Source organism: Pseudomonas sp. NPDC090208 (assembly GCF_044746785.1).
Classification (GTDB): Bacteria; Pseudomonadota; Gammaproteobacteria; order Pseudomonadales; family Pseudomonadaceae; genus Aquipseudomonas.
Genome location: NZ_JBIVCU010000001.1, coordinates 1 through 23,277, shown reverse-complemented (window position 1 = coordinate 23,277; position 23,277 = coordinate 1). Strand labels below are relative to the sequence as shown.

General features: G+C 62.0%; 18 protein-coding genes. 5 read left to right on the top strand and 13 right to left on the bottom strand.

Annotated features, from left to right (window positions below):
* Positions 1 to 43 precede the first annotated feature (43 nt).
* The 12 genes from ACIPL0_RS00090 to ACIPL0_RS00035 all read right to left on the bottom strand — a co-directional run bounded on the left by ACIPL0_RS00090 (position 44) and on the right by ACIPL0_RS00035 (position 16,735).
* Entirely contained in the window at positions 44 to 2,839 is a 2,796-nt protein-coding gene (locus ACIPL0_RS00090; RefSeq protein ID WP_400595123.1) for a response regulator, read from the bottom strand.
* 93 nt (positions 2,840 to 2,932) lie between these two features.
* Positions 2,933 to 4,228, bottom strand: coding sequence for a phosphoribosylamine--glycine ligase (gene purD, locus ACIPL0_RS00085; protein ID WP_400595125.1), 1,296 nt, complete (start codon positions 4,226 to 4,228; stop codon positions 2,933 to 2,935).
* A 214-nt stretch (positions 4,229 to 4,442) separates the two neighbouring features.
* Positions 4,443 to 6,044: a bifunctional phosphoribosylaminoimidazolecarboxamide formyltransferase/IMP cyclohydrolase gene (purH, locus tag ACIPL0_RS00080; protein ID WP_400595127.1), complete on the bottom strand. Its 1,602-nt coding sequence runs from the start codon at positions 6,042 to 6,044 to the stop codon at positions 4,443 to 4,445.
* Between the two features lie 79 nt (positions 6,045 to 6,123).
* A complete protein-coding gene (gene fis / locus ACIPL0_RS00075) occupies positions 6,124 to 6,444 on the bottom strand; it encodes a DNA-binding transcriptional regulator Fis (RefSeq protein WP_007907419.1) in 321 nt (106 codons plus the stop codon).
* The gene (gene dusB, locus ACIPL0_RS00070) at positions 6,441 to 7,454 is read right to left on the bottom strand and encodes a tRNA dihydrouridine synthase DusB (protein WP_400595129.1); all 1,014 of its coding nucleotides are present in this window, start codon (positions 7,452 to 7,454) and stop codon (positions 6,441 to 6,443) included. Before dusB ends, fis begins: the two co-directional genes overlap by 4 nt.
* A 282-nt stretch (positions 7,455 to 7,736) precedes the next feature.
* Positions 7,737 to 9,125 carry a DUF3426 domain-containing protein gene (locus ACIPL0_RS00065; RefSeq protein WP_400595131.1) on the bottom strand — a complete coding sequence of 463 codons (1,389 nt, stop codon included), beginning with the start codon at positions 9,123 to 9,125 and terminating at the stop codon, positions 7,737 to 7,739.
* Between the two features lie 54 nt (positions 9,126 to 9,179).
* The gene (gene prmA / locus ACIPL0_RS00060) at positions 9,180 to 10,058 is read right to left on the bottom strand and encodes a 50S ribosomal protein L11 methyltransferase (RefSeq protein ID WP_400595133.1); all 879 of its coding nucleotides are present in this window, start codon (positions 10,056 to 10,058) and stop codon (positions 9,180 to 9,182) included.
* A 353-nt stretch (positions 10,059 to 10,411) separates the two neighbouring features.
* Entirely contained in the window at positions 10,412 to 11,776 is a 1,365-nt protein-coding gene (gene accC, locus ACIPL0_RS00055) for an acetyl-CoA carboxylase biotin carboxylase subunit (RefSeq protein ID WP_400595135.1), read from the bottom strand.
* A 17-nt stretch (positions 11,777 to 11,793) separates the two neighbouring features.
* Positions 11,794 to 12,258, bottom strand: coding sequence for an acetyl-CoA carboxylase biotin carboxyl carrier protein (gene accB / locus ACIPL0_RS00050; protein WP_400595137.1), 465 nt, complete (start codon positions 12,256 to 12,258; stop codon positions 11,794 to 11,796).
* Positions 12,259 to 12,338: 80 nt separating this feature from the next.
* Positions 12,339 to 12,791, bottom strand: coding sequence for a type II 3-dehydroquinate dehydratase (gene aroQ, locus ACIPL0_RS00045; protein ID WP_274134136.1), 453 nt, complete (start codon positions 12,789 to 12,791; stop codon positions 12,339 to 12,341).
* Positions 12,792 to 12,956: 165 nt separating this feature from the next.
* Positions 12,957 to 14,747 (bottom strand): protein-disulfide reductase DsbD, encoded by a 1,791-nt coding sequence (locus ACIPL0_RS00040; protein WP_400595139.1) that lies wholly within the window; start codon positions 14,745 to 14,747, stop codon positions 12,957 to 12,959.
* 359 nt (positions 14,748 to 15,106) lie between these two features.
* On the bottom strand, positions 15,107 to 16,735 hold the full coding sequence (locus ACIPL0_RS00035; RefSeq protein ID WP_400595141.1) for a diguanylate cyclase: 1,629 nt from the start codon (positions 16,733 to 16,735) through the stop codon (positions 15,107 to 15,109).
* 524 nt (positions 16,736 to 17,259) lie between these two features.
* On the opposite strand from ACIPL0_RS00035, the gene ACIPL0_RS00030 reads away from it, so the two are divergent.
* The 5 genes from ACIPL0_RS00030 (at position 17,260) to ACIPL0_RS00010 (ending at position 22,965) form a co-directional block, all read left to right on the top strand.
* A complete protein-coding gene (locus tag ACIPL0_RS00030; protein ID WP_400595143.1) occupies positions 17,260 to 18,357 on the top strand; it encodes a DUF2333 family protein in 1,098 nt (365 codons plus the stop codon).
* A 3-nt stretch (positions 18,358 to 18,360) separates the two neighbouring features.
* Complete coding sequence (locus ACIPL0_RS00025) at positions 18,361 to 18,906, top strand: NUDIX hydrolase (protein WP_400595145.1); 546 nt, start codon at positions 18,361 to 18,363, stop codon at positions 18,904 to 18,906.
* A gap of 164 nt (positions 18,907 to 19,070) precedes the next feature.
* Entirely contained in the window at positions 19,071 to 19,442 is a 372-nt protein-coding gene (locus ACIPL0_RS00020; RefSeq protein ID WP_400595147.1) for a translation initiation factor Sui1, read from the top strand.
* 184 nt (positions 19,443 to 19,626) lie between these two features.
* The gene (gene speA, locus ACIPL0_RS00015; RefSeq protein ID WP_400595149.1) at positions 19,627 to 21,540 is read left to right on the top strand and encodes an arginine decarboxylase; all 1,914 of its coding nucleotides are present in this window, start codon (positions 19,627 to 19,629) and stop codon (positions 21,538 to 21,540) included.
* A 276-nt stretch (positions 21,541 to 21,816) separates the two neighbouring features.
* The gene (locus ACIPL0_RS00010; protein ID WP_400595151.1) at positions 21,817 to 22,965 is read left to right on the top strand and encodes a contractile injection system protein, VgrG/Pvc8 family; all 1,149 of its coding nucleotides are present in this window, start codon (positions 21,817 to 21,819) and stop codon (positions 22,963 to 22,965) included.
* Between the two features lie 60 nt (positions 22,966 to 23,025).
* Here the strand turns inward: ACIPL0_RS00010 and ACIPL0_RS00005 are convergent.
* Positions 23,026 to 23,277: transposase (locus ACIPL0_RS00005; RefSeq protein WP_400595153.1), on the bottom strand; the 252-nt coding region annotated here is incomplete at its 5' end.

Below are 23,277 nucleotides of genomic sequence, written 5' to 3'. Positions count from 1 at the left end.
ACCGGATTGGCGCCAGTCTATCAGGCGTCATGGCCGTTCGAGATCAGTTTTGCTGATAACGATCATGGGGACTGTCATCACCTTCAAGCTGGCCCCGGACACGTTGCTCGACCCAGTACTCGACCAGCTCGCGCAGCTGCGACAGCTCGACCGGTTTGGACATGTGGCCGTCCATCCCGGACTGGCGCGCGCGGTCCTTGTGTTCGGCCAGAATGTGCGCGGTCAGCGCCACCACCGGCGTGCGTGTGCGCTGGTTGCCGATTTCCCAGGCGCGCAATTGCTGGGTCGCCGAGAAGCCGTCGAGGATCGGCATTTCGCAGTCCATCAGCACCAGGTCGTAGCGCTGGGCTTTCATTGCCTGCAGGGCTTCCTCGCCGTTGCTGGCCGTGTCCGGGTGCAGGTTGAGCTTGCCGAGCATGCCACGGATGACCTTGGTGGAAATGCTGTTGTCCTCGGCCACCAGAATGCGGAAGTCGCTCGGCACGCTGACGTCGTTGCTGACCACTGGCACCGGCTGGACAGTGCCCTGGCCCTTGCTGCGCTGGTTCAATTCGTCGGCGAGGGTGGTCTTGAGCGTGTAGCCGGCCACCGGCTTGGCGAGGATGCGCTTGACCCCGGCGTTACGGGCGATGACCTTGCTCGGCGCATTGCTGATGCCGGTGAGCATGATCAGCAGAATGTCATGGTTGAGGCTCGGGTCTTCCTTGATCTTGGCCGCCAGCTGCATGCCGGTCATGCCGGGCATGTTCTGATCAAGCAGGACGATGTCGAAATAGTCGCGCAGGTGGGCCTTGGTCCGCAGCAGTGCCAGCGCCTCCTTGCCCGATGGCACCGCGCTGACGTTCAGGCCCCAGGCGCTGCATTGCTGCACCAGCACCTTGCGGCAGGTGTCGTTGTCGTCGACCACCAGCACTCGCGCGCCCTTGAGCGGGCTGTCGAGGTCCGCCGGCGGCTGCTCCACCCGTTCCGGGTCCAGCGGCAGGCTCAGCCACAGGGTGCTGCCCTGATTGCTGCCGCTCTGGATACCGAACTCGCCGTTCATCAACAGGATCAACTGGCGAGCGATGACCAGACCCAGGTGCCCGCCAACCTTGCTGGCGGCGAGGAAGTTCTTGCTGTGCAGCTCAGCATGCAACAGCGCGTCGCGTTCCTTGAGGGTCAGCGGCGTGCCGCTGTCCTGCACGGCGATCCGCAGGCGCGGCTTGCCGCCTCGGGAATCGAGGGCGACCACCAACAGGATCTCGCCTTCGTCGGTCTTTTTCAGGGCGTTTTCCAGCAGGCTCAACAGCGTCTGACGCAGGCGGGTCGGGTCGCCGCTGATGACCCTTGGCACTTGCGGCTGGATGAAGCTGATCAGCTCGACGCTCTGTTGCTCGGCCTTGGCGCGGAAGATGCTCAGGCAATCTTCGATCATGGCGTTGAGGTCGAACTGCACGTCGTCCAGCTCGATCTGCCCGGACTCCAGCTTGGTGATGTCGAGGATCTCGTTGATCAGGGTCAGCAGCTCGTTGCCGGCACTGTGGATGGTCTGCACGTAATCGCGCTGCTTGACCGACAGCGGCGTGCCCAACAGCAGCTCGGTCATGCCCAGCACGCCGTTCATGGGTGTGCGGATTTCGTGGCTGATCTTTGCCAGAAACTCGGCCTTGGCGTTGATCTCCGCGGTGCTCGCCGCCAGTTCGCGGCTGATGCTGAAGTTATCTTCGGTGATGCTGCGGGTGCGTTCGCTCAGGGCGATGCTCATCAGCAGGCCGCACAGGCAGAACACCGCCAATACGCCGATGATCAACGACTGGGCAGGCACTGTCGTCAGCCACAGCATGGCCGGCAGGATCACCAGATTGCCCATGTTGAAGACGATCATGGCAATCACGAAGGGCCGGGCCGGCGCATAACCCTTTTGCAAGTGATAGATCGAGACCAGAGTAATGCTGACCGTAGTCAGTGCCACCAGCAGGAATGTCAGGATATTCAGCGGCAGGGTGTCGACGAACAGCACCAGCAGCGCGCCGAACCCGACGATCAGCAGCACGCTCATCAACAGGCGGTTGAGCATCTCGACGCCGCGCTGAATGAAGAAACAGTAGGCATACATCAACCCGGTGGCGGCGGCCATCAACAGCGCGAGGTGTGCGCTCGGGGTCTGGGCCAGATGCCAGTGCGACAGCCAGGGCGCCTGCAGGTTGAGCAGCAGCAAGGCGCTGAGGCCGAGAAAGGCTTCGCAGGCTGCCAGCCAAAGGCTGCTGACCGAACGCGACTGGGTGTAGCGGGTGATGTTCTGCACGATCAGCATCAGCAGCGAGCCGAAAAACAGCCCCAATAGCAGTGGTCGGCGTTCATCGGCGGCGCTGGCGACGGCGGCTTCCAGCGAGATGTTCGGGCGCAGTTCCTGTTCTGACTTCAGGCGCAGAAACAGGTCCAGCGGGCGGTCGCTGTGCGGCACTGGCAGGAGAAAGTCGATGGCCGGCAGCGGCTGGGCATCGCGTGGCACCTTGTTGCCGGAGCGCGAATGGTCGATCAGGGTGTCGCCGTCCAGGACATACATGTCCACGGTGGCGAGGTCCGGGGCGAAGATGCGCACCAGTTGCTCGTGATCGTCAGGGGGGAGTTTGTAGTGCAGCCACAAGGCGGAATCGCGGCTGGTGGCGCGTACTTGGTCGAGCTCGACCGGGCTGAATTGGGCGTCGTAACGGGAGGAGCGGACATCGCTGAGTTGCAGATTGGCCTGATCGTCGACAAGGGTCGACCATCCTGCACTGACTTCGGCACTGGCCGGTGGCATACAGAGCAGGGTCAGCAGTGTGACGATCAATCCTGTGGCAATCCTGAGCCAGCGCACGGCGAAATCCCTTCGTAAATGTAGCCAGTTGACTCTGGGTGACAGCGGGTACCCGGACAGTCGGCCCCGTGGAGCGACTGTCCGGGCCGGGCCTTACTCCAGATGCTCGCCGCGTTCCCGGGCAATGGCGCGGTAGCCAATGTCCTTGCGGTAGAAACAACCTTGCCAGTCAATCTTTGCAGCCAGTGCATAGGCCTGCTGCTGTGCTTCACCGACGCTGTCACCCAGCGCAGTGGCACACAATACACGACCGCCGGAGGTCACGACCTGACCATCCTTCAGTGCGGTACCGGCGTGGAACACTTTACCCGGCAATGCCGCTGCTGCGTCCAGACCTTCGATGGCTGCGCCCTTGGCGTAGTCGCCAGGATAACCGCCAGCCGCCAGCACGATGCCAAGGCTTGGGCGCGAATCCCATTGCGCTTCGACCTTGTCCAGTGCCTGTGCCATGGCCGCTTCGACCAGCAGTACCAGGCTCGATTGCAGACGCAGCATCACCGGTTGGGTTTCCGGATCGCCGAAACGGCAGTTGAACTCGATGACTTTCGGGTTGCCGGCCTTGTCGATCATCAGACCAGCATAGAGGAAGCCGGTGTAAATGTTACCTTCCTCGGCCATGCCTCGGACGGTCGGCCAGATCACCTGATCCATCACGCGTTGGTGAACTTCGGCGGTGACCACCGGAGCCGGGGAGTAGGCGCCCATGCCGCCGGTGTTCGGACCGCTGTCGCCGTCGCCGACGCGCTTGTGGTCCTGGCTGGTGGCCATTGGCAGCACGTTCTTGCCATCGACCATGACGATGAAGCTGGCTTCCTCGCCGTCGAGGAACTCTTCGATCACCACGCGCGAACCGGCGTCACCGAAAGCGTTGCCGGCGAGCATGTCGCGCACAGCTTCTTCGGCTTCTTCGAGGGTCATGGCGACGATCACGCCCTTGCCCGCGGCCAGGCCGTCGGCCTTGATCACGATCGGTGCGCCTTTCTCGCGCAGGTAGGCCAGCGCCGGCTCGATCTCGGTGAAGTTCTGGTAGTCGGCGGTCGGGATCTTGTGACGCGCCAGGAAATCCTTGGTGAAGGCTTTGGAGCCTTCCAGCTGCGCAGCGCCCTTGGTTGGACCGAAGCAGTCCAGGCCACGGGAGCGGAACAGGTCGACAACGCCCGCCACCAGCGGGACTTCAGGGCCGACGATGGTCAGCGAGACGTTTTTCTCGGCGAAGTCGGCCAGTTGCTCAAGGGCCAGCACGTCGATGGCGACGTTTTCGCACTTGGCTTCAATGGCGGTACCGGCGTTGCCCGGTGCAACGAAGACCTTCTCGACACGAGGGTCCTGCGCGACCTTCCAGGCCAGAGCGTGTTCACGGCCACCGCTGCCGATGATCAATACGTTCATTTCAAAAACCTCGATGCATCTAATTTTTGTAGTGCGCAGAGCAAGCCGCGCAAAGCTCGCAGTGTGCAAGCTTTGTAGGAGTGAGCTTGCTCGCGATTCGGTTTGCCTGCCGACGAATAGGCGTCGGCTGTACCTCCAATCGCGAGCAAGCTCACGCCTACAGGGGATTTCGTTGAATCAAGCGGGCGCGTGAATCCACGCGCCCGCTGTCGTATCAGTGACGGAAATGGCGCATGCCGGTGAACACCATCGCGATACCGGCTTCGTCGGCCGCCGCGATGACTTCGGCGTCACGCATCGAGCCGCCTGGCTGGATCACCGCAGTGATGCCGACCTTGGCTGCGTTGTCGATACCGTCGCGGAACGGGAAGAACGCATCGGAAGCCATGACCGCGCCCTGCACTTGCAGGCCGGCGTGTTCGGCTTTGATGGCGGCGATGCGTGCAGAGTTCACACGGCTCATCTGACCCGCGCCGACACCGATGGTCTGACGGTTCTTGGCGTAGACAATGGCGTTGGACTTGACGTACTTGGCGACTTTCCAGGCGAAGATCAGGTCGTGGATTTCCTGCTCGGTCGGGGCGCGCTGGGTCACGACTTTCAGGTCATCGGCGCTGATCATGCCGTTGTCGCGGCTCTGCACCAGCAGACCGCCGTTGACGCGTTTGTAGTCCCACGCCGGTACACGCTCTGCGGCCCATTGGCCGCTGGTCAGCAGACGCACGTTGGCTTTGCTGGCGACGATGGCCTGGGCTTCGGCGCTGACGCTCGGGGCAATGATCACTTCGACGAACTGACGCTCGACGATGGCTTTGGCCGTCTCGGCATCCAGTTCACGGTTGAAGGCGATGATGCCGCCGAACGCCGATTCGCTGTCGGTGGCGTAGGCCAGTTCGTAAGCCTGACGAATGCCGCCTTCAGGGCTGACCGCCACGCCGCACGGGTTGGCGTGCTTGACGATGACGCAGGCCGGCTTGACGAAGCTCTTCACGCACTCCAGTGCGGCGTCGGTGTCGGCCACGTTGTTGTAGGACAGTTCCTTGCCCTGCAGCTGGGTAGCGGTGGCGATGCCGACTTCGGCCGGTTTCGCTTCCACGTAGAACGCCGCGCTCTGGTGCGGGTTCTCGCCGTAGCGCATTTCCTGGGCCTTGATGAACTGGGTGTTGAAGGTGCGCGGGAATTCGCTGCGGCCTTCGGTGGACAGGGTTTCAGCGCTCTGGTCGACGCTGCCCAGGTAGTTGGCGATCATGCCGTCGTAGGCGGCAGTGTGCTCGAACGCCTTGAGCATCAGGTCGAAACGCTGAGCGTAGGTCAGGCCGCCGGCCTTGAGGCTTTCCAGCACCTGGGCGTAATCGCTGGCGTTGACCACGATGGCCACGTCTTTGTGGTTTTTCGCTGCCGAACGGACCATGGTCGGGCCGCCGATGTCGATGTTTTCGATAGCGGTCGGCAGGTCGCAGCCCGGCTTGGAAACGGTGGCTTCGAACGGGTACAGGTTGACCGCTACCAGATCGATCGGCTTGATGCCGTGCTCGCTCATGATGGCGTCGTCGGTGCCGCGACGGCCCAGAATGCCGCCGTGGATTTTCGGGTGCAGGGTCTTGACCCGGCCGTCCATCATTTCCGCGAAACCGGTGTAGTCCGCGACTTCTACCGCTGCGACGCCGTTGTCCTTGAGCAGCTTGAACGTGCCGCCGGTGGAGAGGATCTCGACGCCCAGGGCTTCGAGTTCACGGGCGAATTCAAGGATCCCGGTCTTGTCGGAAACGCTGATCAAGGCGCGGCGGATCGGCAGGCGGGTAGTCTGGTCGGTCATCTCAACTTCCATCAAAGCAAAAGGATTCGCAAAAAAAACGACCGCAGGGGAGTGAGGTCGCTTTTAGTGTTTTGGCGGCTTACAGCAGGTCGTACTGCTTGAGCTTCTTGCGCAACGTGCCGCGGTTCAGGCCCAGCAGCTCGGAGGCCTTGGTCTGGTTGCCCTTGACGTAATTCATCACGCATTCGAGCAGTGGCGCCTCGACTTCCGAGAGCACCAGGTTGTAGACATCAGTGACGGCAGCACCTTCCAGATGGGCGAAATAATTGTGCAGCGCCTTTTCGACACTCCCGCGCAGGGTCTGGCCCTCTTCGCTCGGCGTATTGAGGTGCTGTTTCAAATTGACGTTGTCGCTCACGGGTGTTGTTCCACTCACTAAAGTCTCTGTCATCATCGTCATGCGGCCACCTCTTGTTCGTTCCCTGCTTGCGGGCTTTTTTCGCGTCGGGAGAAGAACTCCCTGACGTTGGCGCACTGTGCTTCCGTATCTTCCAAACGATTGAAAAGGGCGCGAAACTCCCTGGCGCCCGGCAAGGTTGCGAGATACCAGCCGACGTGTTTACGGGCAATCCGCACGCCCATCACGTCGCCATAGAACCCGTGAAGCGCAGCCAGATGCTCTAGCAGAATGCGTTCCACATCGGCCAGCGGCAGCGCGGGCAATGTCTCCCCGGTGCGCAGGTAATGCTCTATCTCGCGAAAAATCCATGGACGCCCCTGGGCGGCCCGGCCAATCAGCAATCCGTCGGCACCGGTCGCGTGCAGCACGTGCCGGGCTTTCTCGGGTGAATCGATGTCGCCATTGGCGAAAACCGGAATCGACACCGCCTGCTTGATGGCGGCGATGGTGTCGTACTCGGCTTCGCCGGTGTAAAGGTCTGCGCGGGTCCGTCCATGTACCGCCACTGCCTGGATGCCGGCTTGTTCGGCGATCCGGGCGACCGTCAGACCATTCTTGTTCGCCCGGTCCCAGCCGGTACGAATCTTCAGCGTGACCGGTACCTCGACTGCCGCGACCACCGCGTGCAGGATTTCGGTCACCAACTGCTCGTCTTTCAACAGTGCCGAGCCTGCGGCCTTGTTACAGACCTTCTTGGCCGGGCAGCCCATGTTGATGTCGATGATCTGCGCGCCCAACTCGACGTTGGCGCGCGCAGCGTCCGCAAGCATCTGCGGGTCGCCACCGGCGATCTGTACCGAGCGTGGCTCGGGATCGCCTTCGTGGATCATGCGCAACCGCGATTTGCGGCTGTTCCACAGGCTCATGTCACTGGTGACCATCTCCGAAACCACCAGACCGGCGCCGAGTCGGCGGCACAGTTGCCGGAAGGGTTGGTCGGTGACGCCCGCCATGGGGGCGAGGATCAAGCCGTTTTGCAATGTATAGGGGCCGATGCGTACCGCCGACATAGGGTGACCTGTTGTGGGGCCGGATCACGAGCTCCGGTCCGAAAAGTGCTTCAACGCCAATCCGGACGGGACCCAGAGTATGAAAAAGGGTGGGCATGATACCCGCTCTCGATGACCGGATAAAGGCCGAATTGGATAAAATCTGAACAGCTGCATTCTTATCGCGAACGGTTAGGTACCAGCCCGCATTGTCATAAAACTGTCGTCGTCTTTCGGACAGTCCGCTGCCGCATTTCAGTGCAGTCTCTCTGGCCCGCTATTCCCTTCAGGCGCAGGTCGAGTCTACTCCGGCGAGCGAAAACTCAAACTGTAATTCACCGCCTTCGGACCCGGATCGAGGATGTCCAGGGCGATGTGAATCGGCGTCTGAGGCGGCATTTCGGCCTTCCCGGCGAGTTCGCCGCTCAGGTATTCGCCCGGCTTGAACCGACGACTGGCAATGAGCTGACCGTTGGTATCGGCGAAGCGCAGTTCGAGCAGCGGAAACGGCTGGGAGAAGGACGCGCGGTTGTAGATGATCGCGTCCACCACCAGCGCACCCTGAAACTCGGGATGGCTGCGCACCACCAGATTGCTGCTCTTGAGCAGCTTGATATCGACCTTGGACGGCACCGTGCAGCCGACTTGCGGGCACAGTTGCTGAAACCATGGACGGTACTGGTCCTGGCGCGCCAGTTCGTCGAAGTGATACCAGATGTATTGTCCGGCCAGCGCACACAGGGCGATCAGCGCCAGCAACAGCCAGAGCAGGCGACGGCCCCAGCGTGGCTTGGGCTTCTGCCAGGACAGTTGCAGCGGGTCGTCCGTCAAATCGAGCAGCGCCGGATCGCGCAGACCCGGCTCGCTGCGTTCGCGCTTGCCATGGTTGGCGACAGGGCGTTCGTCCTCGTCGTCATCATCCTGGTGATGGCGAGCATGTTCGTCATCGCCATCCAGCGCCGAAAAGCGCTCGGAAGCCGGTTCGTCCGGCTCTGCATCAGCTTGCAGACGCTGCACGGGCTCGTCGTCGAGATCGTGATCGGTCAGCGACAGCGAGGGTTCGGTGCGGTGATCGTCGTCGACATCGGCTTCTTCGGGCTCAAGCGGCGCGCTCAGAGTCGGCTGGTCGTCGTGTGTTTCGACGACCTCGGCGCGCAGCTCCGGCAGCTGTTCGATATCGTCGTGGGTCAGTTCGTTGTCCCAGCGTTCATGGTCGACATCCGGCTCGTCGCGGCGGGCGCTGAAAGACTCGACGGCGTCTTCTTCGCGCGGGTCATGGCGAACCGGCGCGGCACGGCCGAAGGACTGCGGCAGCTGGATTTCCCGCTGTTCCAGACGCGCCAGTTCGACGTCCAGGTCGTCCAGATCGAGGCTGTCGAGGTCCACCGGGTGCGCCGCAGGCTTGGGTGCGGGTGCAAGTGGCTCGACGACAAGTGGAGCAGGTGGAGTCGCAAGGGGGACCGGTGCGACGGCGGGTGGTGCAACGGGCGCCGCTACAGTTTCGACGGGTGTCTCGGCCTCGGCGGCTTCGGCCCTGGCTTTGGCGCTTTGTTCCAACAGCTGTTTCGCGGCATTGAACACCTGCAGGCACGAGCCGCAGCGAACCATGCCTCGGGCCACGCTCAATTGAGCGTGGCTGACGCGGAAACTGGTCTGGCAGTGAGGGCACTGAGTGACGAAGCTGTCGGTCATGCGGGTATCCAGGGTGAGCGGGCGCCAGAGTGTAAAGGTGATGAGAAGGGGTGATCAGCGGCGACGACCGGTGATCCGCACCCAGCCATCGCGATTGGCGATCGGGTCCAGATCGAAGGTGTCGGCATAGGCTGCAGCCACTTCGTCGCCTTGCTCGGCAAGAATGCCGGACAACGCCAGGCGGCCACCGGGTTTGACCAGGCTCGCCAGCTGAGGTGCCAGAGAAACCAGCGGGCCTGCAAGAATATTAGCCACCAATACGTCGGCTGGCTCTTTTGGCAGGTCTTCCGGCAGGTAGAGCGGGAATTTTTCTTCGGCGACATGGTTGCGCCCGGCGTTGTCACGGGAGGCTTCCAGCGCCTGTACGTCGATGTCGGTGCCCACGGCGCGGCGTGCGCCGAGCAGCAGGGCGGCAATCGCCAGGATGCCCGAGCCGCAGCCGAAGTCGAGTACGTCGCAATCGTTCAGGTCCTGACCGTCCAGCCATTCCAGGCACAGTGCGGTGGTCGGGTGGGTGCCGGTGCCAAAGGCCAGACCCGGATCCAGCAGCAGGTTGACCGCACCCGGCTCTGGCGCCGCGTGCCAGCTCGGCACGATCCACAGCCGCTGGCCGAAACGCATCGGCTGGAAGTTGTCCATCCAGCTGCGTTCCCAATCCTGGTCTTCGATCACTTCATGGGTGTGCTCCGGCAGCTCGGTGCCGGTCAGCAACTTCAGGTGCGCAAGGGCCAGATCGGCATCGGTGTCGGCTTCAAACAGTGCCAGCAGGTGGGTGTGCGTCCACAGTGGGGTGGTGTTCAGTTCCGGCTCGAAGATCGGCTGGTCTTCAGCGTCCATGAAGGTCACGGACACGGCGCCGACTTCCAGAAGCGCGTCTTCGTAGGTTTCGGCTTGTTCTGGGCTGATGGCGAGACGGACTTGCAGCCAGGGCATGGCGATTACCTTCGAATGTAAAGAGGACAGGCGGTATGACACCGCGAAAGACCGGCAAGTTTACGGGGTTCGGGGGGAAACGACAAAGTGCTGCCTTGCGCATGTATCGGTAGGAGTGAGCTTGCTCGCGATGGCGGGCTATAAGTCGACATCGTTGTGTCCGGAAAGACGCTATCGCGAGCAAGCTCACTCCTACAAGATTTATGGTGTTTGATCGACTCTGAGGCGCTACCGACCCCGTAGCAGTCCGGCTTGCCGGCGTCAGCGATTCCGAAGGCGCCACCGACCGCTACGACAGAAACAACAAAGCCGCTCGAAAGCGGCTCTGTTGGTCTGCAGCACTTACTGGTGAATCAGTGTTTGTCACCGGCCAGTTTGTGTTCCAGATAGTGGATGTTGACGCCGCCTTTGCAGAAGCCTTCATCGCGGGTCAGATCACGGTGCAGCGGGATGTTGGTCTTGATCCCGTCGACCACGATTTCGTCCAGGGCGTTACGCATGCGGGCCATGGCCTCGTCGCGGTCCTTGCCCCAGGTGATCAGCTTGCCGATCAGCGAGTCGTAGTTCGGCGGTACGGCATAGCCACTGTACAGGTGCGAATCGACGCGAACGCCGTTGCCGCCTGGGGCGTGGAAATGCTTGACCTTGCCCGGGCTCGGCATGAAGGTGCGCGGATCTTCAGCGTTGATCCGGCACTCCAGTGCGTGGCCGTGAATCTGCACGTCATCCTGGGTGTACGACAGCTTGTTGCCAGCGGCGATGCTGAGCATCTCCTTGACGATGTCGATGCCGGTGACCATTTCCGATACCGGGTGTTCGACCTGTACGCGGGTGTTCATTTCGATGAAATAGAACGCGCCGTTTTCGTACAGGAATTCGAACGTACCGGCACCGCGGTAACCGATGTCGACGCACGCCTTGACGCAGCGAGCCAGCACTTCCGCGCGGGCCTTCTCGTCGATGCCCGGTGCCGGCGCTTCTTCCAGCACCTTCTGGTGACGGCGTTGCAGCGAGCAGTCACGGTCGCCCAGGTGAATCGCGTTGCCCTGGCCGTCGGACAGCACCTGAACTTCCACGTGACGCGGGTTGGTCAGGAACTTTTCCAGATAGACCATCGGGTTGCCGAAGGCTGCGCCGGCTTCCGAACGGGTCAGTTTGGCCGAGGCGATCAGATCCTCTTCCTTGTGCACCACGCGCATGCCGCGACCACCACCGCCACCGGCGGCCTTGATGATCACCGGGTAACCGACCTGGCGGCCGATACGCAGCGCTTCTTCTTCGTCTTCCGGCAGCGGGCCGTCGGAACCGGGAACGGTCGGTACGCCGGCCTTGATCATCGCGTCCTTGGCCGACACCTTGTCGCCCATCAGGCGGATGGTGTCAGCGTTCGGGCCGATGAAGGCGAAACCGGATTTCTCGACCTGCTCGGCGAAGTCGGCGTTTTCGGCCAGGAAGCCGTAGCCGGGGTGAATCGCCGTGGCGCCGGTGACTTCGGCGGCGGCAATGATCGCCGGGATGTGCAGGTAGGACTGGGCAGCCGATGCCGGGCCGATGCAGACGGATTCGTCGGCCAGACCCAGGTGCATCAGTTCGTTGTCGGCCTTGGAGTAAACGGCGACGGTTTTGATGCCTTGTTCCTTGCAGGCACGCAGAATCCGCAGAGCAATTTCACCGCGGTTGGCGATCAGCACTTTTTCCAACTTCGCAGGTTTCAACATCGTCGGCTCTCCGCGGTTCAAACGATGGTGAACAGCGGCTGGTCGTACTCAACCGGCTGGCCGTCTTCGACGAGGATGGACTCGATCACGCCGCTTGCTTCGGCTTCGATGTGGTTCATCATTTTCATCGCTTCGACGATGCACAGGGTGTCGCCTTTCTTCACGGTCTGGCCCACTTCGACGAAAGCCGGCGAGGTTGGCGAGGCTTTGCGGTAGAAAGTACCGACCATTGGCGAACGGGCAATGGTGCCGTTCAGTTTCGGTGCGGCCGGGGCTTCTGCGCCGGCGGCAGCCGGTGCAGCGGCAGGCGCGGCAACAGGTGCAGCCGGAGCGGCAACCGGAGCTGGCGCGTAGTACTGCTGCGCTGGAGTCTTGCTGTGGCGGCTGATTCGTACGGACTCCTCGCCTTCCTTGATCTCCAGTTCGTCGATGCCGGACTCTTCCAGCAGTTCGATCAGTTTCTTGACTTTACGGATATCCATTAATCATCAACTCCCAAGGGTCGGTCAGGGGTATTCGGTAGCCGGTTCGGGCTGTGCGGTTCAGTCCGGGACTGTGCCGGTCACGCCTTCGAACGGGTGGCCAGTTGTTCCAGGGCAGCCTCCAGGGCCAGTCGGTAACCGCTGGCGCCAAGGCCGCAGATCACTCCTACAGCAACATCGGAAAAGTAGGAGTGATGGCGGAAAGGTTCGCGTTTGTGCACGTTCGACAGGTGCACTTCGATGAATGGGATGCTCACTCCCAGCAGCGCGTCACGTATTGCAACACTTGTGTGAGTAAAAGCAGCCGGGTTGATCAGGATGAAGTCCACGCCTTCGTCGCGGGCGGCATGGATGCGGTCGATCAATTCGTACTCGGCATTGCTCTGCAGGTACATCAGATGGTGACCGGCTTCGCGCGCACGCTTTTCCAGATCCTGGTTGATGTCGGCCAACGTGACCGCACCGTAGATCCCCGGTTCGCGGGTGCCCAGCAGGTTCAGGTTAGGTCCGTGCAGAACCAGAAAAGTCGCCATCGTGTGTTCCTTGTTGTTTGCGTTGTCGACGCCCGCAATCAGGTGCGAGCCGTTGATGCGCAGCGACTATGCCGGAAAGCGCAATGGACTGTCCAGTTACCGACCCAGATATCGACAATGTTCAGCACGATGTCCGATGTTCGCGCAAAGTTTGTGACTAATAGGTTAAATTTGGTCATTTGCTCTAGAAATGTGCTCGGAGAAGCCCTGAACGTCGATTTCGCCGACGACACGGGCATTTTCCAGCTCGTTGCCGTCTTTTCCGAAAAACAGCAGCGCGGGCGGGCCGAACAATTTGTAACGATCGAGCAGAGCACGCTGCTCGGGGCTGCTGTCGGTCATGTCGAAGCGAATCAGTCGGAAGCCCTTGAGCTGACTGACAATTTTCGGATCGGGCAGTACTTCGTGCTCGATCACCTTGCAGCTGATGCACCAGTCCGCATACCAGTCGACCAGCACCGGTTGTGCGGTGTTTTTCGAGGTTTCGAGGATGTTGTCCAGTTCGCTTGCCCGGGTCACCGTCTGCCACTGCTCCGTTGTCGGTCGTGCGCCATCGTTGGCGATTTGCGCGCTTTGCGGTCTCCCCAGAGGCCGCAACGGATCGGTCTGTCCGCTCAGTGCGCCGTACCAGCAGGCAAGAGCGTAGACCATGAGAAACAGACCGAGCAGTTGCGCGAGGCGTCCGCGACTGGTTTTCGGGGTGAACTCCAGCGCACCGAGAAACAGTGCAACGCCGGCCCACAGCAGGCCGATCAGCAGCAGAGTGGCCTGGCCCGGAATTACCCGACTCAGCAGACCGATCGCCAGGGCCAGCAGCAAGACGCCGATGGCGTTTTTCACGGTGACCAGCCACGCCCCGCTTTTCGGCAACCAGGCCGCGCCGCCGGTCGCCACCAGCACCAGCGGGGCGCCCATGCCCAGACCCAGCGCAAACAGTTTCAAGGCGCCCCCCAGCGCATCGCCGCTGGCGCTTATATAAAGCAGCGCACCAGCCAGCGGTGCCGACACGCACGGCGACACCAGCAGGCTCGACACCACGCCCAGCACCGCCGCGCCCCACAGCGAACCGCCCTGGGTATTGCCGGCGATGCGGTCGAGACGGTCATTCAGGGCGCGCGGCAGGCGCAGCTCGAACACGCCGAACATGGCGATGGCGAACACCACGAAGAACAGCGCGAACGGCACCAGCACCCACGCCGATTGCAGCCGCGCCTGCAGATTGAGGCTGGCGCCGAACAGGCCCATCAGTGCGCCTAGAATGGCAAAGCAGATCGCCATCGGCAGCACGTACGCCAGCGACAGGGAAAAGCCGCGCAGGCCGCCGACCTGACCGCGCAACACCACGCCGGACAGGATCGGCAGCATGGGCAGCACGCAAGGCGTGAAGGTCAGGCCGATGCCAGCGAGGAAAAACAATGCCAATTGTTTCCAGCTGAACGGCGCCGGGGCTGCGTTGCCGGTGGCGCTCATCGAGGTGGTTGGCGTGCCCGTGCCGCCGATGCTCAAGCGTTCGGTTTCCGGCGGATAGCACAGGCCCTTGTCGGCGCAGCCCTGATACGTCACCACCAGCGTGAAGGGGCGGCTGTCGCCGGCCTTGCGCGGCAGGTTGATGTCGAGAATGCCGTGGTACACCTCGACATCACCGAAGTACTCGTCGTGTTTCTTTTCACCGTCCGGCAACTGTGCCGCGCCCAGGCCGATGTCGGCCGGTTCGGTACGGAACTGGAAGCGGTGGCGATACAGGTAATAGCCTTCGGTGGCGACGAACTGCAGCTTGATCGCCTCGGCATTGCTGTCGATCAGGTTGAGCTGAAACGCCTGGCGCACCGGCAGGAAGTCCTTGCTGTTGTCGACCACCGCACCACCCAGCGTCGAGCTCGGCCGGCTGTCCAGCAGGCTGGCGGCAAAGGCGGGCAGGGCAAGGGTCAGCAGGATCAGACAAAGCAGGCGGCGCATGGCGGTCTCGCAGTACAAGGGTCCGCGCATGATAGCTGTGATCGGGGATGGGCTCTATGAACAGTCCGGAATCGGCGGTGTGTCGATCGCTGGAGAGCAACACAAGACCGGTCTGGCGGTATGCCGATATCTGGAGAGCAACACAAGACCGTGGGAGGGAGCCCTGCTCGCGAATGGGGCAGTGCGGGCAATGCTGTGTCGACTGACCGGACGCCTTCGCGAGCAGGGCTCCCTCCCACGGCCTTCGGCCAGAGGCAGGCCGCAGGAAGACAAAATTGTAGGAGTGAGCTTGCTCGCGATTGCGATATGTCAGCGGCAAATATTTGTCTGGCCTACCGTTATCGCGAGCGAGCTCACTCCTACAAAAGTTCGACTTCGCGTACTCCATGCACCTGATTACGTCCGGCCTTCTTCGCCCGGTACAGCGCTTCGTCTGCGTGGGAGGCCAGCGTCAGGGCGTCGTCGTTGTCGCCCAGTTCCACCACCCCGGCGCTGAAGGTGCAGAACAGGTCCGCCGGTTGCGCCGGGTAATGAATCTCGGCGAAGCGCCGGCGGATCTCGTCGAGCACGCGATGAGCAGCCTGCAAGTCGGTGTCGGGCATCACTACGGCAAACTCTTCGCCGCCGTAGCGGCCGATGTAGTCGGTCTTGCGCAGGCGTTGCTTGAGAAACAGCGCCAGACTCTTGATCACGCGGTCGCCCATGGGATGGCCATGGCTGTCGTTGACCTTCTTGAAATGGTCGATGTCGAGCATCGCGAAGCTCAGCGGCTTGTTCTCGCGTCGGGCGCGGAAGCTGCAGTCTTCCAGCAATTGCAGGATATGGGTGTGGTTGTACAGGCCGGTGAGGCTGTCGCGCACCATCCGCGCCTTGAGGTTGCGTGCCCGCGCCGCGCGGTTGCGCACAGTGGTGATCAGATGACGCGGCTTGATCGGCTTGGTCAGGAAGTCGTCGCCGCCTTCGCTCATCGCGTCCAGCTGCTTGTCCAGATCGTCTTCAGCAGACAGGTAAATGATTGGCACGCTGACATAGCGGTCGTTGTGGCGAATCACCTTGGCCAGCTCGGTGCCGGTGCAGCCGGGCATGTACATGTCGAGGATGATCAGGTCCGGCTGGAATTCCGCCAGTTGCGCCATGGTCTGGATCGGGTCGAACAAGGTGCGGGTGACGATGCCGGCGCTGTTGAGCAGGCGCTCGGTGTGTGTGGCCTGGGCGCGGGAGTCGTCGATGACCAGCACCTTATAAGGCTCGTACTGGGCGACCCGGGTGAGAATCTCGATCTTTTCCAGCAGGCTGGAAGCCTCCAGAGTGCCGGTCAGAAACTCCTCACCGCCAGCACGCACGGCGGCAAGCCGGGTCGGGGTGTCGGTTTCGTGATGGCTGAAGAACAGCAAGGGCAGCTTCTGTTCCAGGCCTTCCTGCATCTTGCTCGCCAGCTTCAGGCCTTCGCCGCAGCCACCGAAGTCCACATCCATCACCACTGCCGCCGGCAGCCGCTCGGCGAGCGAGGAGTGGAAGGCGTTGATGCTGTCCAGCGACTGCGCGCTGAGTCCGAAGAATTCCAGTTGCTTGGCCAGCCGCTCGGCGCGTTCGTGGTCCTGCAACATGATGTAGATCGGCTTGCGCAACGGTGGCAGCGAGATCTGCTCCAACCGGTCGCCGTGGCGCAGGCCGGTACGGGAGAGACGTTGCATCAGGCGGTTGAGGTCGGTGATCAGCGTGCTGCTCAGACGGCCCCGGTTGGCTTCCACTTCTTGCAGCGCCTGGCTGATACCGCGCGCCAGCTGGACATGTTCGGCTTGCTCGAAGCGTTCGGCGAAACGCAGCAGGCGCTGGTTGGCGTCGCTCAGCTCTTCCAGGTCGGCGGCCGACCACTCGCTCTGCTGCAGACGCTGCCAGACCTCCAGGATCTGACGGGCCTGGTGAATGACGCGTTGGGCGAAGTGGTGTTTGAGGCGGTCGCGGTTCGGATCGTCTGCTTCGGTCATGTCCTGACTACTTATAAGGGAAACCCTGATACAAATGCTGGCGCTATGCTAGCACTCATTTTCGTCAATAAGTTCGCCGTAAGTCATTTTGTCGTCATTTTTTCAAGCGTTTTTGCGTCAAAAATCCATCCTTTTCTGCCATGTGAAGGTAGGGGCTGACGGAAAACGGGGCGTAAGGTATTGCCCTATACAGCGCTCGATTACTGTCTGGCTGATCATGCAATGGAGCAGGCCGTTTGGGGCGGGCTGTCATCGCATGTGGTGTCTGATGGGGGTCTTTTGTGGGAGCGAATTCATTCGCGAGGCGGTGGTCCGGCCTGCACATCCGTGTCGCCTGAAGAGGCCATTCGCGAATAAATTCGCTCCCACAGGGTTTCTGGTGTGTCTTGTAAACGGCGTGCCTCCATGGCGCACCCAGGCCAGCGAATAACGCATCTGGGCACGCCGCTGCGTTCCGGCGAAACGCACGTTGCTGTAAGGTTGCGGTCTGACGTACCGAATTCCGCGATTGAAAGGACAAGGCCATGCTGGATTGGAAAAAACGCTCGGGTGCGGGGACGACCGAGCGGGTGGACGAAAAGCCTGTAGGCAAGGCTCCGCGTGCCCGGGGGTACTGGAGTGGGTTGCTGTTCAGCCGCGCCCTGGGTGCGGTGGTCGGCATCTACCTGGTGGTCACCGTGGTGCTCGGCATCTGGTGGAGCAGCGAGCCGCCCCTGTTTCCGGTCCAGCAGAACGCCCAGGCGGCCGCCGAGCGTGAAGGCAAGCAGATGGTGGTCGGTTACACCACCATCGAAACCCTCAAGACCGTGGCCGGGACCCTCCTCGACAAGCCCGGTGGCTACATTTCCAACGACCGTTTCCCGCCTGGCCTGTGGATGGACAACATGCCGAGCTGGGAATACGGCGTGCTGGTTCAGGTGCGTGACCTGAGCCGTGCCCTGCGCAAGGACTTCGCCCGCTCGCAATCGCAGTCCGCCGAAGATGGCGATCTGGCCCGCGCCGAGCCGCTGTTCAACTTTAATGACCGCAGCTGGATCCTGCCGTCCAGCGAGTCACAGTACCGCGAAGGCATCGCCGCGCTGAGCCGTTATCAGGCGCGCCTGTCCGATCCGAACCTCAAGGGCGCTTTGTTCTACACCCGCGCCGACAACCTCAACAACTGGCTGGGCGATGTCGGCACCCGTCTGGGCTCGCTGTCCCAGCGTCTGTCGGCCAGCGTTGGCCGGGTCAAGCTCAACAGTGCGCTGAAGACCGAAAGCCAGTCCGACGTGGCAATGAAACCGGGCGAGGCGCCGCAGGTCGACGAGGAAATCGTCGAAACCCCGTGGATGCAGATCGACAACGTGTTCTATGAAGCCCGTGGTCAGGCCTGGGCGCTGTCGCACCTGCTGCGCGCCATCGAGGTCGACTTTGCCGATGTGCTGGCGAAGAAGAACGCCACGGTCAGCGTGCGTCAGATCATCCGCGAGCTGGAAGCGTCGCAGGAACCGATGTGGAGCCCGCTGATTCTCAACGGCAGCCCGTACGGCATCTTCGCCAACCACTCGCTGGTCATGGCCAACTACCTGTCGCGGGCCAACGCAGCGGTCATCGACCTGCGTCAACTGCTGTCGCAGGGCTGACCGGTGGCCGTCTCCGAACACGAAGCCGCGCACCGCGCAGCCTCCGACGCCGAGCAGATCGCCTGGGTCGACGATCATGACCAGTTGCTCGGCTCGCTGCCCCGCGCCGAGCTGCGTGAGCGCGGTCTGATCGGCCGTGGCACCTATATCCTGCTGTTCAACTCGGCCGGCGAGTTGTGCGTGCATCGTCGCACCTTGAGCAAGGCGATCTACCCCGGTTACTGGGATGTCGCCGCGGGTGGCATGGTCCAGGCCGACGAGAGCTATGCCGAATCGGCCGCACGGGAACTGGAAGAAGAGCTGGGCGTGGGCGGTGTCGAAGTCCGCGCCCACGAGCGATTTTTCTTCGACCAGCCGGGCAACCGGCTCTGGTGTGCGGTGTTTTCGGCGGTCTGGGACGGGCCTCTGAAGTTGCAGCCCGAAGAGGTGCTGGAAGCGCGTTTCATGCCGGTCGATCAGGTGCTTCGCGAAACCACGCAAAAGCCTTATTGCCCGGACTCTCTGGACGCATTGAAACGCTATCTGGGCGACGTCGCAAAAGCCCCGTAAATTGGCGCAAATTTGCACTTAGCATCGGCGCAGTTTGCCGTTAAACTGCGCGACCTTTTCAACCCGGACCGGTCACCCCGATCCGGTAGCGCTGCCCCTGCCTGAGTGGGGCTTCGCGGTCAGTTCTGCTGACCAGACTTTGGTCCTCAAAAAGAGGATTGCCGGTGGCCAAAAAAGCCGCATCCTTCGCTGCCCTCGGTGGCCTGGTATTTTCAACCGACGGCGGGCGCCATTGCCCCGACTGTCGTCAACCCGTCGATGCCTGCATCTGCAAGAAATCGGTCATCCCCGAAGGCGATGGCATTTGCCGTGTGCGCCGCGAAAGCAAAGGCCGTGGCGGCAAGACCGTGACCACCATCACCGGCGTGCCGTTGCCTGAAGACGCACTCAAGGAACTGGCGACTACGCTCAAACGTCGTTGCGGAACCGGCGGTGCGCTCAAGGATGGCGTCATCGAAATTCAGGGCGATCACGTCGAAACGCTGCTGGCGGAACTGGTCAAACAGGGTTTCAAGGCGAAGAAGTCAGGCGGCTGAGCCGCACCTTCGTTTCACCTGACGTATCGCTGTCGGTCTGGCAAAGGCTATCCAGGCAAACTCCGCTGCCCCGTTCGGGTCTATAGACCCGTTGCGGGCCGGCGCCAAACCGTCATTTGCACTCTATACACTGCGCCCGGCCAGTCAGGCCCGCGCTCTATGACTTTTTATACAGGGGACTTCGATGTCCGTACGACGCACACGCAAAGACGATGGCAGCCAATGGACCGTGGCGGACAGCCGCAGTGTCTACGGGATCCGTCACTGGGGAGCCGGTTACTTCGCCATTAACGAAGCCGGCCGGGTCGAGGTTCGTCCGAACGGTCCGGGCAGCTCGCCGATCGACCTCTACGAGCAGGTCGCCGAGCTGCGCAAGAGCGGCCTGTCGCTGCCGTTGCTGGTGCGCTTCCCCGACATCCTGCAAGACCGCGTGCGCAAGCTGACCGGCGCGTTCGACGAGAACATCGCGCGCCTGGAATATCAGAGCAAATACACCGCGCTGTACCCGATCAAGGTCAACCAGCAGGAAGCGGTGGTGGAAAACATCATCGCCACGCAGAACGTCTCCATCGGTCTGGAAGCCGGCTCCAAGCCCGAGCTGATGGCCGTGCTGGCGCTGGCGCCGAAAGGCGGCACCATCGTCTGCAACGGTTACAAGGACCGTGAGTTCATCCGTCTGGCGCTGATGGGCCAGAAACTGGGCCACAACGTCTTCATCGTCATCGAGAAAGAATCCGAAGTCGAACTGGTCATCGAAGAAGCTGCCGAGCTCAAGGTCGCGCCGCAGGTGGGCCTGCGCGTGCGTCTGTCGTCGCTGGCGTCGAGCAAGTGGGCCGACACCGGTGGTGAAAAGTCCAAGTTCGGTCTGTCCGCCGCGCAGCTGCTGTCGGTGGTCGAGCGTTTCCGCAAGGCTGGCCTGGACCAGGGCATCCGCCTGCTGCACTTCCACATGGGCTCGCAGATCGCCAACCTGGCCGACTACCAGCACGGCTTCAAGGAAGCGATCCGCTATTACGGCGAGCTGCGCAACCTCGGCCTGCCGGTTGATCACATCGACGTCGGTGGCGGTCTGGGCGTCGACTACGATGGCACCCATTCGCGCAACGCCAGCTCAATCAACTACGACATGGACGACTACGCCGGTGTCGTGGTCGGCATGCTCAAGGAGTTCTGCGACGCGCAAGGCCTGCCACATCCGCACATCTTCTCGGAAAGCGGCCGCTCGCTGACCGCCCACCACGCGATGCTGGTGGTGCAGGTCACCGACGTGGAGCGCCACAACGACGAAGTGCCGGAGATCGAAGACAAGGAAAATCTGCCTGAAACCCTGCAGTGGCTGATCGACCTGCTCGGCCCGACCGACATCGAGATGGTCACCGAAACCTACTGGCGTGCCACCCACTACATGAGTGATCTGGCCGCGCAGTATTCGGACGGCAAGCTGACGCTGGCGCAGAAAGCGCTGGGCGAGCAGTGCTACTTCGCTGTGTGCCGCCGCCTGCACAACTCGCTGAAGGCGCGTCAGCGTTCCCACCGTCAGGTGCTGGACGAACTCAACGACAAGCTGGCCGACAAGTACATCTGCAACTTCTCGGTGTTCCAGAGCCTGCCGGACACTTGGGCCATCGATCAGGTGCTGCCAATCATCCCGCTGCACCGCCTCGACGAAGAGCCTCTGCGTCGCGCCGTGCTGCAGGACCTGACCTGTGACTCCGACGGCAAGATCAACCAGTACGTCGACGAGCAGAGCATTGAAACCAGTCTGCCGGTTCATGCGCTGAACGAGGGCGAGGACTACCTGCTGGGCGTGTTCCTGGTCGGTGCCTATCAGGAAATCCTCGGCGACATGCACAACCTGTTCGGTGACACCGACTCGGTGAACATCTACCAGAGCGCCGATGGCAGCGTGTACCACGCCGGTATCGAGACCCACGACACCATCGAAGACATGCTGCGCTACGTGCACCTGTCGCCGGAGGAGTTGATGACCCACTACCGCGACAAGGTCGCCAGCGCGAAGATTAGCCCGCGCGAGCGCACTCAGTATCTGGACGCACTGCGTCTGGGCCTGACCCGCTCGTCGTACCTGTCGTCGTAACGCGTTTTGCCGCGCTCGATGTAGGCGCTGGCTTGTCCTGCGACCGACGAGGAACTCGTCGTGAAACCTGTGTACGCGTTTCGGCTGACACGGCCAATGCGTTCGGTTTCACTGCCGGTTCCCGGCAGGTCGCGGGGCAAGCCGCGCTCCTACATATTTCGTCACAGGCGACGATCCGCAGCGTAGGCCATTTCCTGTTCTGCTTTTACCCCCTCTACTTGCTCCGGCTTCTCGGCCAGAATCTGCGACCTCTACCGTCTGTCGAGGTCCTCGCACATGCACCGCTTCGCTCGCGCCACGCAGCTACGACTGGATGTCCAGCAGCCCGCCTGCACCCTTGAGGTGCTCTCGTGTACGGGCAGTGAAGCCGTCAGTCATCCCTACAGTTTCGAGCTGCAAGTCGTCAGTACCCAGGGGGAACTGGATGCTCACGACTTGTTGTTCAGCACCGGCTATCTGCATGGCGGCGGTTCGGCCCCCGGCGTGCACGGACATATCCACAGCATCGTGCGCAGTCGCGCCATTCCGTCGCCACGGCCATTGTCCGGGGGCACGCCGGTGCATTACCTGATCATCTTCGGGCCGCGGCTGGGGATGATGGGCTACCGCTACAACCGCCGGTTCTTTCAGGACATGAGTGCCGAACAGATCGTCGCCCGCCTGCTGCTCGAACACGGCATCGACGATTCCCTTTACCGCTGGCAGCGCCGCGAACCCAGCCGCAAGCGCGACTATTGCGCGCAATACCACGAGAGCGATCTGCAACTGTTGCAGCGTCTGTGTGTGGAGGAGGGGATGCGCTATTACTTCATTCACTCCCGCCGTCGGCATGTGGTGGTGTTCACCGACGATGTCGGCTGTCTGCCGGGCGGCATGGTCGGTACGGAGCCGGACGCGCTGCCGGCACAGGAGCCCATGGGCCTGCAGCGCGCCTGCGTGGCGGGGCGGCTGTTCGACATTGCCGAGCTGGACGACAAGGGTCGCCTGCAAGTGCGTTTCGACTGGGGCAACCAGGGTGACGGCGCGCGCTTCAATGATTGCTGGATTGCGCTGGACCCACACCTGAGCGAGGTTCAGCCGCAATGGTGGGGTGGCATGGAAGTGCTGGTGAGTTTCATCGACGACGATCCCGACCGGCCGCTGATCATCGACAGCCTGATCGACCCCGATATCAACCCGCGGACTGACGACGCCGAGGTCAAACCACGGCGGCGGGTCATCACCACACGCATCGACCCGGTCGAATTTCTCGATGGCTCGCAGCAGTTTCATATCAATGATCAGTGGCTCGTCCACCTGTCCGAGCACAACGAGTTGCGCTTTCGGGTGGGCGACAGCGAAGTCACCATCGATGCGAACAGCGTCACGTTGAGCGGGCTGGCGATCATGTTGTCGGCGCTGGAGGATGATCGGCTGGCTTCATGAACCTGAGATCTCAGATGAGCCTTGAGGGAGGGAGCCAACTGTCTTAAGCCTCCCACCCGACTAACGGCTGGCAGGCGAGTCTTGCCATGGTTTTCCATCCCGAACCATGGCGTTCAGCCTGATCAACAACACACGCATACACGCAACCAACGCGACCTTCGAACATTTGCCCGCTGCTCGCAGGCGGGCATAACGGTTTTTGAAATCATCGTTGTGCCGAACCATCACCAACGTGCTCATGTACACCGCTCGGCGCAGCTTCGATCTCCCGCCATAGATGCGCCTGACGCCTCGCTTGGTTCCGCTGTCATT

Excerpts from the sequence above, each read along its gene's own strand:
- speA (WP_400595149.1), top strand. The coding sequence starts at position 19,627 with ATGTCCGTACGACGCACACGCAAAGACGATGGCAGCCAATGGACCGTG.
- purH (WP_400595127.1), bottom strand. The coding sequence starts at position 6,044 with ATGACCGACCAGACTACCCGCCTGCCGATCCGCCGCGCCTTGATCAGC.
- accB (WP_400595137.1), bottom strand. The coding sequence starts at position 12,258 with ATGGATATCCGTAAAGTCAAGAAACTGATCGAACTGCTGGAAGAGTCC.
- ACIPL0_RS00035 (WP_400595141.1), bottom strand. The coding sequence starts at position 16,735 with ATGACCGAAGCAGACGATCCGAACCGCGACCGCCTCAAACACCACTTC.
- aroQ (WP_274134136.1), bottom strand. The coding sequence starts at position 12,791 with ATGGCGACTTTTCTGGTTCTGCACGGACCTAACCTGAACCTGCTGGGC.
- prmA (WP_400595133.1), bottom strand. The coding sequence starts at position 10,058 with ATGCCCTGGCTGCAAGTCCGTCTCGCCATCAGCCCAGAACAAGCCGAA.
- dusB (WP_400595129.1), bottom strand. The coding sequence starts at position 7,454 with ATGTCGGCGGTACGCATCGGCCCCTATACATTGCAAAACGGCTTGATC.
- accC (WP_400595135.1), bottom strand. The coding sequence starts at position 11,776 with ATGTTGAAACCTGCGAAGTTGGAAAAAGTGCTGATCGCCAACCGCGGT.
- purD (WP_400595125.1), bottom strand. The coding sequence starts at position 4,228 with ATGAACGTATTGATCATCGGCAGCGGTGGCCGTGAACACGCTCTGGCC.
- ACIPL0_RS00065 (WP_400595131.1), bottom strand. The coding sequence starts at position 9,125 with ATGACCGACAGCTTCGTCACTCAGTGCCCTCACTGCCAGACCAGTTTC.
- ACIPL0_RS00030 (WP_400595143.1), top strand. The coding sequence starts at position 17,260 with ATGCTGGATTGGAAAAAACGCTCGGGTGCGGGGACGACCGAGCGGGTG.
- ACIPL0_RS00010 (WP_400595151.1), top strand. The coding sequence starts at position 21,817 with ATGCACCGCTTCGCTCGCGCCACGCAGCTACGACTGGATGTCCAGCAG.
- fis (WP_007907419.1), bottom strand. The coding sequence starts at position 6,444 with ATGACGATGATGACAGAGACTTTAGTGAGTGGAACAACACCCGTGAGC.
- ACIPL0_RS00040 (WP_400595139.1), bottom strand. The coding sequence starts at position 14,747 with ATGCGCCGCCTGCTTTGTCTGATCCTGCTGACCCTTGCCCTGCCCGCC.